Origin of the sequence: Bacillus sp. JJ1503 (assembly GCF_036965125.1) — a bacterium.
Classification (GTDB): Bacteria; Bacillota; Bacilli; order Bacillales; family Cytobacillaceae; genus Cytobacillus.
In genome coordinates, this window is the sequence record NZ_JBALOZ010000184.1 from 1 (window position 1) to 10,291 (window position 10,291).

A 10,291-nucleotide genomic window follows, 5' to 3' on the forward strand; every position below is an offset into this window, starting at 1 on the left:
TGTTGAAGGTTCTATTGAATCAACAATTAGAGCTGTACCACTTATCAGACCAAAATTCCATCCTATTCCAAGTAAAGAAAGAGCAACGACCAGAAGGAATACAGAATCACCCGGTCTATCCGGATACAAAATTAAATAGAATATAGCAAAACAAATAAAGGAATGATTGGAAATGAAGAGGCCGTTAAATCCTGAGGATCTGTTTGAATTAAAAATCGTTAGTGATCCGCAAATTTCCCCTGATGGTAAGAGCATTGTCTATGTTGAAACAAAGATGGACAGGGATACCAATAAATATAGCAGCCGCATCTGGATCGTTTCCACCTCCGGAGAAACCGCCCCACAACAATTCACCTCCGGTCCCGGACTTGATTTTGCTCCCCGTTGGTCCCCGGACGGCAAGTGGCTTGCTTTCGTATCTACCCGGCGAGGACATTCCCAGCTTTGGATTATGTCCAGTACAGGTGGCGAAGCCGAAGCTCTTACTAGTATTCGGTATGTCAGTGGCATTCCTGTATGGTCTCCAGACAGCCGAACCATCGCTTGTGTAGTTCATGTTGGCTCGGAAGGCCCGGAAGATGATATTGGTCGAAAACAAACACCAAGACAACGGTTTACAGAAGATGTACTCGTCATTGATCGTCTTAAGTATAAGTTGGACACCACTGGTTATTTAGTCGGGAAACACTGGCACCTTTTCACTATCCCTGTCGTCGGTTCTGATCGTGGTAAATTCCAGCAACTCACGTTTGGCGACTACAACTACTCTTCCCCAGCATGGTCTCCCGATGGACAATACATCGCCGTAGCCGGTAACAGGACACCAGAACGTTTGGACCTCGCTTTGGTCAATGATATTTGGGTGATTGGTGCTACAGGGGGAGTACCTCACCGGTTAACTCGAAGTCAAGGGCCTGCCAACCATCCGACATGGTCTCCTGATGGACAAGTGATTGCTTATGTTGGACATGATCGGAGCTACGGCGGTTATACGAACCCAGGCATTTGGATGGTTGCTGCATCCGGGGGAGAGCCATGGGAATTGACTAACGGCTTCCCCTATCCCATAGGTGATAAATCCATTGGGGACATCCGCGGTCATAAAGAGCCTTCGATTAGCTTAACTTGGGCTCCTGATGGTCAAAACATTTATACATGTGTAAGTAAAGCCGGAGCAGTTCAACTTTGGCGCTTTTCCATTCCAGATAATCAAGCAATTCAAATGACCACTGGGAATTCAGTCATCTACAATGTAAGCTTTACTCTGGACACTCGTCAGGTGGCTATGGCCATTACTACAGCTACGCTGCCAAATGACATCTGGGTTGCTGACATCTCTAAGAAAACGATTACCAACAAACGTCGGCTGACAAGAGTGAACCGAGATTGGCTCAGTCTGCTCGCCATTTCCGAGCCGATCCATTTTTCCTCGCGTTCGGCGAATGGTCCGGAGGTCGAAGGTTGGATTCTTTATCCGCCTGGGAGGATTCCCGCACGAAGTCTAATTCCTACGATCCTGGAAATTCACGGTGGACCGATGATTATGTATGGCTATGTCTTCTTCCTTGAATTCCAGTTGCTAGCTTCACAAGGTTTTGCCGTGATTTATACTAACCCTCGTGGGAGCATGGGCTACGGACAAGAATTTGTCGCAGCCATCCGAGGCGATTGGGGAAACCATGATTATATGGACTTGATGGCGGCAATGGACTACGTTCTATCGAAGGGAACGCTCGATCCGAACCGTCTTGGTGTTGCGGGCGGAAGCTACGGTGGTTATATGACTAACTGGATCGTCACTCAAACCCACCGTTTCAAAGCTGCCGTTTCGATGAGAGGCATCAGCAATCTGTATAGTCTCTTTGGTACGTCAGATGGCGGATTTTTAAAGGCCGATGATTATGGGGGCCACCTTGGGTGTTTCCGGAAAAGTACATGAAGCGCTCGCCAATCAAGTATGTGGCCAATGTTCGAACACCGCTCTTGATCATTCATAGCACCCTCGATTTTCGAGTTCCTATTGAACAAGGTGAACAATTTTATACTGCCCTGAAGTTTCAGGGACGTAACGTGCGCATGATCCGCTTTCTCAATGATACCCATGAGCTGTCACGTTCTGGAAACCCCTGGCATCGGGTGATTCGACTGGAACATATTCTAAGCTGGTTTCAGAAACACCTTAAGTTGACTACCGGAACAATTAATGAATAAGGAAATAAAACAAAGAAGACGTTCAGACCGCGCCGGACGTCTTTTTAATATTAATATCTTGTTGAAGAGAACAACATCGTAGTACAGTGAAATGACGAAACTTCATTCAAGTTATTTTATAAACATTCTAGATGGGCGCTTATCCTTACTCTGAACTGCCCCCCAATTGTTAGACACCATCTAACAATTGGAGGTGCAGTTTTTTTCATGCTCTTTTTCTTGGAATAGAGGTTGCACTACATGTTACAGACTTCTATTCTCTATCTTATGAGGAGATTATTGCACAGTTTTTATATGGTTACTATGTGGTTGGTTTGAACTTTCGTTGAGCATTGACTAGTTTCCTTTACAATCTTTATAAGATCTGTTAACTCTCGGATTTCATACGTTGGCTTAATACCTATATCGTTTTCCTTAAGATGCGGATTGAACCAACAGGTGTCAATCCCGTAATTAATTCCCCCTTGAATATCAGAGGTCAAGGAATCGCCTACCATCAACACCTTAGTCTTTTCTGTAATCTGTAGCTTCGAAAACGCATAATCGAAAATACCTTTTTCGGGCTTCTGGAAGCCAGTCTCTTCAGAAATAATTACCTGCTCAAAAGTATTACGAAGTGGAGAACTTCCAATTCTTGCTGTCTGCACTTCCGTGAATCCGTTGGTTATTATAGCTAGCCGATGATCGGTAAGATTTTCACATAATTCTACAGCTCCATTTACAAGATGAATTTCCTCGCACAATAATCTAAGATAAACACTGCTGAATAGCTCTGCATTGATTTCAAGATCATGTTTAAGGAACAATCTCCTAAATCTTTCTACTCCTAGTTCAGATATAGTGATAAGCCCCTGCTCCAACTCGCTCCATAGTATCCTGTTGATCTCTTCGTAGCTTGCTTTATAATCTGACAACCCGGTAGGTAATCCAAACTCTACAAAAGCATTATGCAGTGCTTTTATTTCTGCCATACTAAAGTCTAACAATGTATTATCCACATCAAACAATATAATTTCGTATTTCATAGGTGCCTCCCTTAATTTAGCTTGAATTAAATCCTCTGTTATGGCAAAACAGTGTGTGTTTGGGCTTGGTGTTTTAGCCCAGTATTTTACGAGTTCAATATCTTCCTCTTTACGTTCATTTGTTATCTTAACCAGTTCTTCTAATTCCTTTTTTGTAACATCTGAATCATCTGCAGGCGGGGCATCCACCTTATAGGTGTTCCCGTCTTTAAACTCAAGCGCGCTCCAATTTCCTGCTGTAGGTGCCATTGGATTATCATGAGTCCATCTCATTCCTTCATTACATATCTGTTCTTTTTTCTGCATGTCTTCGGTTTCTATCACTGGGTTTTGACTTGTTGCTTGTTCTGAATTACATGATAATACAAAAAGGCAAGAAAATAAATGTAACGATCCGAGAACGATATTCTTGTTGCTTCATGTTGTCCACTCCTTATTTTGTAGTGCTATTCGCTGCCACTTATCACTTTTTATTGAATCGCTAAATGTTCTTTAATTACGCGTATTTTTTTTAGTTCAACATCTTCTGCACCTTGAACAGGAAGTCCTGCTTCGATATTTGTCCTGGTATATTCCAAATTTTCTTTCGTGATAATTTCACCTGGAATAAAGATAGGAATCCCCGGTGGATATACCATGATAAATTCAGCGATAATTCTGCCTTCAGAATCATCAAATGGAATGACTTCCGTATCCATATAAAAAGCATCCCGTGGTGTGAATGCTAGTGAAGGGATTTTCGGCAGTAGAACAGAACTATCGATCAGATGATTAGCCTGACTTTTAAACTCCTTTGAAAGCTCCTTCATTGCATAGACAAGTGTAGACAATTCCTCTACAGAATCACCTGGTGTTACAATACAAAGAATATTATAAAGATCAGATAATTCAACTTCAATGTTAAACCTTTCTCGAAGCCATTTTTCTACTTGATAACCAGTTAATCCTAATTCTTTTACAAAAATGAGCAGCTTCGTTGGATCCATTGCAACTGCGGCACTTGACTCTAATACTTCATACCCCATGCAGAAGAGATGTTCGATTTTGTTGATTTCCCTACGTGTTTCCTCTGCTTTTCGAATTGTATCCTCGAGTAAGGCTTGTCCTTCAGTAACTAAGGATTTTCTAGCAACATCTAGAGAAGATAATAATAAATATGAAGTTGAAGTAGTTGTCAACATACTTAATACTGATTGTACACGCTTGGGTGAAACAAGATTTCCTCGTAAATTTAATATAGAGCTTTGTGTTAACGAGCCGCCTAATTTATGGACACTTGTTGCTGCCAAATCAGCCCCTGCCTCCATTGCGGAAAGCGGCAACTCTTTATGAAAATGAATATGTGCTCCATGCGCTTCATCTACTAGTACAGGAATGTTCTTCAAATGGGCAATTTCTACGATCTTTTTCAAATCGCCAGATATTCCATAATAAGTTGGATTGATAACCAGAACGGCTTTAGTATCCGGATGTTGGGCTATGGCCCTTTCAATAGAATCCGGTGTAATACCATGTGAAATACCAAAGTTTGGATCGACCTCTGGATGAATAAAAATAGGTACAGCTCCGGAGAACACAATCGCGCTCATGATAGATTTGTGAACATTTCTCGGTACTAGTATCTTTTCCCCAGGACCGCACACGGACATAATCATCGCCATAATAGCTCCACTAGTCCCCTGAACAGAAAAGAAAGTATAATCTGCCCCAAAGGCTTTGGCAGCTAGGTCTTGTGCCTGTTTGATAATACCTTTTGGCAGGTGCAAATCGTCCAAAGGACTAATGTTTATTAAATCAATTGCTAAAGCATTCTCTCCGATAAACTCTCTGAATTCTGGATCCATACCATTTCCTCTTTTATGACCTGGTATATGAAATTGAATAGGGCTCTTTTCAGCATGTTTTTTCAAGGCAGTAAATAATGGAGTTTCAAATTGAGAAACCATATGCCTCCCTCCCTTTCATCTAAATTAAAGTAGTAGATTCATAGATGTAATAGACGATTAAAGTGTTCTTCCGTTAAATAAAAATAGAGCGAAGGGTGTAATTGAAAAGAGAACACCATAATATATTTAATCGATAGAAACTAGGTTAGTTCTTCCAAATGATATTCTCCTGCATTTCTTTGTTTAATTAATAATTTAAAAAATCTGGCCTGAATAATGCACCACTGAATCGAGGTCAAATTGACTTGGTCAAAATGTCTCATAATCTAAATCCGCAATAATCATTTATTCTTTTCCCCAAACAGATTCAGCAACTTATTCACCAAGTGGGCCAACGATGGGACTTCCACCCTTGGTCATCACATCTGGAACTAACCCCCATTTAGATACCCATCTTAAATCATTGTATTTGATTAATTTTTTCGTTAGTTTGAATGAATGTATCTAAATATAATCCCAAAATCTTCATAGCAGAACTAGTTCCTATCCTTGATGCACCTGCATCAACCATTGATTTTATATCATCCATGTCACGAACTCCCCCTGAAGCTTTCACCCCAACATTTGGTCCAACTGCTTTTCTCATGTTAGCAACATCTTCAACAGTTGCTCCGGATAGAGAAAAGCCTGTTGAAGTTTTGACATAGTCTGCACCAGCTTTGACAGATAATTTACATGCTTGTACTTTTTCATCATTAGTTAATAGACATGCCTCTATAATAACTTTAACTAGAATCTTTCCTTTGGCAGCAACCACAACTGATCGTATTTCTTCTTCTACATATGCATAGTTTTTATCTTTTAATGCCGCGATATTTATTACTATATCTATTTCATTAGCTCCATTGTTAATGGCATTTATCGTTTCAAATACTTTTGTTTCTAGAGTATTCGCACCTAAAGGAAACCCTATAACCGTACACACGTTTACCTCTGAATCTCGCAAAAGTTCTGCTGATAGGCTTACCCATGTAGGATTTACACATACAGATGCAAAGCCATATTGTTTTGCTTCTTGACACAAATTTATGATTTCTTTTTTGTTCGAAACAGGTAAGAGTAATGTATGATCTATTAATTTCGCAAAGTTCATCTACTCCGCCTCCCTAATAGAGTAATTGTGAATCAATTAACACACCAAACCATTTTGGATGAATGTGAGTTGTGGATAACCTACACTTCTATCATAATGAATTTAAATGTATTTTAATCATCCACTTCTACACTTTTTTCCCCATCCAATTCACACCTCGAAGTGGATGAGGAAACAAATAAAGGATTGGATGGTTATTTCTAATGAATTTTAATCTATGATAGTACGAAGGGGAAGTGGTTAAGGGATGCCTATTTATTATTTGTTTGACTTCCGTTCATTAAATTAAGGAGTTGATATGAAATGATTTGGACGACTATTGCTGTTATAGTAATTGGAATAATTTTAACATTTTCAATGTGTCCCCCAAGTGCACTTGTGGGATGGGTTTTAGGTAAATTTGCACTTCATCCAAAGCTTGATTCAAAAGATATTACTGTAATATTTAACGGAACGCACTTAAAAAAGGAAGAAAAAATTAGATTTAATGACTACTTTAATGAAGCTCAATTTTTAGGAAAAAACCATATATTTCCGGGCAATGAAAAATTGTTTTTACATCCAGAGACTAATGTTATTCCATTTGTCATCAACGTAAAAAGTAGAAAAAAAGAAATGAATTTTTATATTTATAGTTACGATGACCACGTTGACGTAGTCAAACAGTGGAAGAAGAAAGTTGCTTCTTATAGTCTTAGATCTGAGTATCTACAAAAGTTTACTATTTCAAATAGTAGAAAAAAAATGGCTTGATGTACATATTTAAGAGAACTGTTGATTCTTACAACGCCTTATGTGTATAGGTTCGCTACATTACTCATACCGAATAAAACCTGTTCACGTCATACACATAAGGCTAAATTCAACATTGTATATGAGCACAGCCTAAAATAAAAAATGAACCATGAATGAAATCAAGATTCTCTTTCTTTATCTCGCTGATTTTAGTGCGTCCGCAAACCTTTTTATTCCTTCATTGATAGTCTCTTCATTCTCTCTAGCAAAAGTAAAACGCGCATAACATTTTTTGGATCCCATCATGGACCCTGGGACATAGATAACTCCTCGCTTTATGGAGTTTTCCAATAGTTTCATTTCATCTACATCTCTTTTTAATTTGCACCAAATATGGATTCCACCTTGAGGAATCGTAAACTCCACTTGATCCTTTAGATAATGATTAAAACTTGATACAATTTGATGGCGCCGCTTTTCTAATTCCTTCACTAATTTCTTGATATGAGAATGGAAATGCTCTGATTCTAAAAAATCGTTAGCGATCCATTGGGTAAAGCTAGCATGTCCAAAATCAATTTGTTGTTTAGCATCAGATAATCTCTCTATGACCGATCTTGGTCCGATAATCCAGCCAATCCTTAAACCTGAAGCAACGACTTTTGATAAAGAGCTAATGTATAACACATTCCCATGTTTATCGAGTGATTTTAATGTTGACACTTCTTCTCCTTTAAAAGACGTTAAACTATACGGGTCGTCCTCCACTACAGGAATTCCAAGTTCTGATGATATTTCTAAAATGGTTTTCTGCTGGCTCTCTTTTAGCAAAGTGCCTGTTGGATTTTGAAAAGCTGGATTTAAAAATATCATTCTTATCCGATGTTTTTTATGTAATTCTAGTAATTCATTTGGATCTACACCATCGTCATTTACTGGTAAATAGAAAGTTTTTAAACCTGCTGATTTAAATATTGGGAGATTATAATGATAGGATGGATCTTCAATCACTACTGCATCACCAGGCTTTAATAAGCATTGAACGACTAGGTGTAAAGCTTGTTGAGCTCCCGAAGTAATGAGAATAGATGAGGGATTTGTATCGATATTTCGAAACTCCTTCACATGCTTTGTAATGGTAGTCCTTAATACTACACTCCCCTGTGGATGATCATAACCTAGCCTACCGATAAAAGACCGAGTTGAAGTAATCTCCCTTAACGCGTTCACCGGAAAGAGATCCTCCGATAATTCACCACTGGCTAAATTAATTAATTGCTGCTCTTCCATCTCTTTACGTATTCTTTGAGCGATCGGTAAATTAGGTAAAAACGTCCCTGCTTCAATGTATTTGTTCCAACTAGGTATACGCTTTTTAGTGATCCCCCATATATCCTTACTAATAGTTGTACCACTTCCACGATTACGTTGAATGAGACCATTTGATTCAAGCTCATCATATGCAGCTACAACAGTGCTTCTATTTATATTTAGCCCTTTAGCTAAGTATCTCTCAGAGGGTAGTGGTTTATCTGGAGGAAAAGTTCCATCAGCAATGCCATTTTCAATAAACTCAGCAATTTGTTTATAAATCGGTTTTTTAGCTTTTCGGTCAATATTCCAGTCCATTTATTTGCATCCCTTTTTAAAATTTTGTTTTATATATTGTAACCTAATTTTCCTTACTTTTTTCAATAATACAAATAAATACCCTATTGAGTCACACGACCAATAGGGTATTTAACATTGCTTTCCACTAAACAATTTTACTAATATACACACCAAGCGCAATGACAGACAATAATATAACGATAGCATAAATGAATGTTAAGTTAGTAGTATTTTTTTTAGTTGAGCCACTATAATTCTTGTCACTCTTACTCGCTACCAGTACTGTCCCAGCCCCAGCTAGTATTGAAATAATTATGACAAAAGCAATCAATATTTTCATAGGCCACCTCTTTTTCATAATTTAATTAAAAAGTCTATCAAAACTGCCCAAAGTTATTTTTCATCTAAATCATTACTATAAAATAAATGGTAATGCTTGTACCCATCCATTATTGAATAAATTCCACCATCCACTTTATTGTATGACACCATTTCCCTTCACCTTAACCTCATAGTAAAAGCCCTTTTATCAAGATATTTTAAGATTTTTGAATTCTATTTAATAGCTAAATATCCCTTAAAAAATTTTTTTCTTATTTGAACAATACGACCTAGGCTCAGCCGCACACGCCCCTGTTAGCGTAACAACAAATATAGATAACTTGATAATTTAGTCAATTTTCAACTTAGGACTCCGAGGTGGCTCTTTTCCAATATCAATTGTAATTCCCTGCCTTTTTATTAATTCTTCTACCTTTTGTGAATAAATATAGACAGGCCCTCCTTTACAGAATTTATTATTTTCTGTATGTCGGGCAACAAAGCCTTGATAATAAATGGTCATTATGAAATTTCCACTGTAAGCCCTCAATCAAACAACGTATTTAAACGTGCAGCGCTTTCTCGTAGGATGAACGAATCCAATTAAGGGGATGCTTTTTCACATGTCGCAACAAAAACTGACAATTGTCCCCGTCACATTACATTTCAAAATTTCAATTATTACTTGGATGAGGACAATGAAAAATTACAATTAATAAGGGATTATCTTCATCAGCATGAGCAGTAGGTGAAAGCAATGTAAAAATCAATTGAAAACAGAAACACCTAAAAAAACAAATGGTATATGGGATGGGAATGTCCACATTGTTCAAAGGATACAGTTATCGAAGGAGTTTCAGAGGCATATTGCTATTTCTGTGAAAAAATTTTTATAGCTTTGAAAATAAAATATTAATGAGAACTATAATTTAAATGAGATTATTACTGAAGGAGGTTTTGCCCTAGATATGATTATACCGATAATTGATCAGAATCTATGATATATCTTAAAATAGCCACTCCTGTGTGTGCTTTTGTTTTGGTTCTTGGTAATTGTTCCAGTCATTAATTAAATTTATTTCAGGTACTTTGCTGACTTCATTTTACTGAAATTAGTTTACATAATAATGTTATTTGTCCTCTTATGTTTTTATCAAAAAAAACAGACACACTGATTTAGAGTGTCTGCTTGACCTAATTCATTCACTATTTTGTGTGCTATTAAAAAAGTCAGCATTTTCATTTCTTTTACCTTGCCGATTTTTATTTTTTCTTCATTTTTCCATCAGATTCATAACTCATTTTTAATGATTCTTCATCTTTATTTTTCATAGTTAAGTCACTCCTTT

8 protein-coding genes and 1 pseudogene are annotated in these 10,291 nt (G+C 37.7%); 3 read left to right on the forward strand and 6 right to left on the reverse strand.

The features are described from left to right. A pseudogene (locus V7149_RS14525) lies at positions 1-114 on the reverse strand (MFS transporter); the annotation flags it as partial. A 58-nt stretch (positions 115-172) separates the two neighbouring features. Between V7149_RS14525 and V7149_RS14530 the strand changes: the two are divergent. Together V7149_RS14530 and V7149_RS14535 are read left to right on the forward strand one after the other, a co-directional pair. Then, on the forward strand, positions 173-1,939 hold the full coding sequence (locus V7149_RS14530) for a S9 family peptidase (RefSeq protein WP_335346330.1): 1,767 nt from the start codon (positions 173-175) through the stop codon (positions 1,937-1,939). After that, a complete protein-coding gene (locus V7149_RS14535; RefSeq protein ID WP_335346331.1) occupies positions 1,918-2,211 on the forward strand; it encodes an alpha/beta hydrolase family protein in 294 nt (97 codons plus the stop codon). The genes V7149_RS14530 and V7149_RS14535 overlap by 22 nt, the downstream gene beginning before the upstream one ends. Before the next feature lie 290 nt (positions 2,212-2,501). Here the strand turns inward: V7149_RS14535 and V7149_RS14540 are convergent, their stop codons facing one another. From V7149_RS14540 to deoC, 3 genes are all read right to left on the reverse strand, one after another. Then, the gene (locus tag V7149_RS14540) at positions 2,502-3,236 is read right to left on the reverse strand and encodes a YjjG family noncanonical pyrimidine nucleotidase (protein WP_335346345.1); all 735 of its coding nucleotides are present in this window, start codon (positions 3,234-3,236) and stop codon (positions 2,502-2,504) included. 470 nt (positions 3,237-3,706) lie between these two features. Beyond that, complete coding sequence (locus V7149_RS14545) at positions 3,707-5,182, reverse strand: aminotransferase class I/II-fold pyridoxal phosphate-dependent enzyme (RefSeq protein WP_335346332.1); 1,476 nt, start codon at positions 5,180-5,182, stop codon at positions 3,707-3,709. 400 nt (positions 5,183-5,582) lie between these two features. Next, on the reverse strand, positions 5,583-6,275 hold the full coding sequence (deoC, locus tag V7149_RS14550; protein WP_335346333.1) for a deoxyribose-phosphate aldolase: 693 nt from the start codon (positions 6,273-6,275) through the stop codon (positions 5,583-5,585). A 303-nt stretch (positions 6,276-6,578) separates the two neighbouring features. On the opposite strand from deoC, the gene V7149_RS14555 reads away from it, so the two are divergent. After that, a complete protein-coding gene (locus V7149_RS14555; RefSeq protein ID WP_335346334.1) occupies positions 6,579-7,028 on the forward strand; it encodes a YfmQ family protein in 450 nt (149 codons plus the stop codon). A gap of 177 nt (positions 7,029-7,205) precedes the next feature. On the opposite strand, the gene V7149_RS14560 is transcribed toward V7149_RS14555, so the two are convergent. Both V7149_RS14560 and V7149_RS14565 read right to left on the reverse strand, forming a co-directional pair. Next, positions 7,206-8,639, reverse strand: coding sequence for a PLP-dependent aminotransferase family protein (locus V7149_RS14560; RefSeq protein ID WP_335346335.1), 1,434 nt, complete (start codon positions 8,637-8,639; stop codon positions 7,206-7,208). Between the two features lie 127 nt (positions 8,640-8,766). After that, entirely contained in the window at positions 8,767-8,961 is a 195-nt protein-coding gene (locus V7149_RS14565) for a hypothetical protein (RefSeq protein WP_335346336.1), read from the reverse strand. Between the last annotated feature and the right edge of the window lie 1,330 nt (positions 8,962-10,291).

Excerpts from the sequence above, each read along its gene's own strand:
- V7149_RS14530 (WP_335346330.1), top strand. The coding sequence starts at position 173 with ATGAAGAGGCCGTTAAATCCTGAGGATCTGTTTGAATTAAAAATCGTT.
- V7149_RS14540 (WP_335346345.1), bottom strand. The coding sequence starts at position 3,236 with ATGAAATACGAAATTATATTGTTTGATGTGGATAATACATTGTTAGAC.
- V7149_RS14545 (WP_335346332.1), bottom strand. The coding sequence starts at position 5,182 with ATGGTTTCTCAATTTGAAACTCCATTATTTACTGCCTTGAAAAAACAT.
- deoC (WP_335346333.1), bottom strand. The coding sequence starts at position 6,275 with ATGAACTTTGCGAAATTAATAGATCATACATTACTCTTACCTGTTTCG.
- V7149_RS14555 (WP_335346334.1), top strand. The coding sequence starts at position 6,579 with ATGATTTGGACGACTATTGCTGTTATAGTAATTGGAATAATTTTAACA.
- V7149_RS14560 (WP_335346335.1), bottom strand. The coding sequence starts at position 8,639 with ATGGACTGGAATATTGACCGAAAAGCTAAAAAACCGATTTATAAACAA.
- V7149_RS14565 (WP_335346336.1), bottom strand. The coding sequence starts at position 8,961 with ATGAAAATATTGATTGCTTTTGTCATAATTATTTCAATACTAGCTGGG.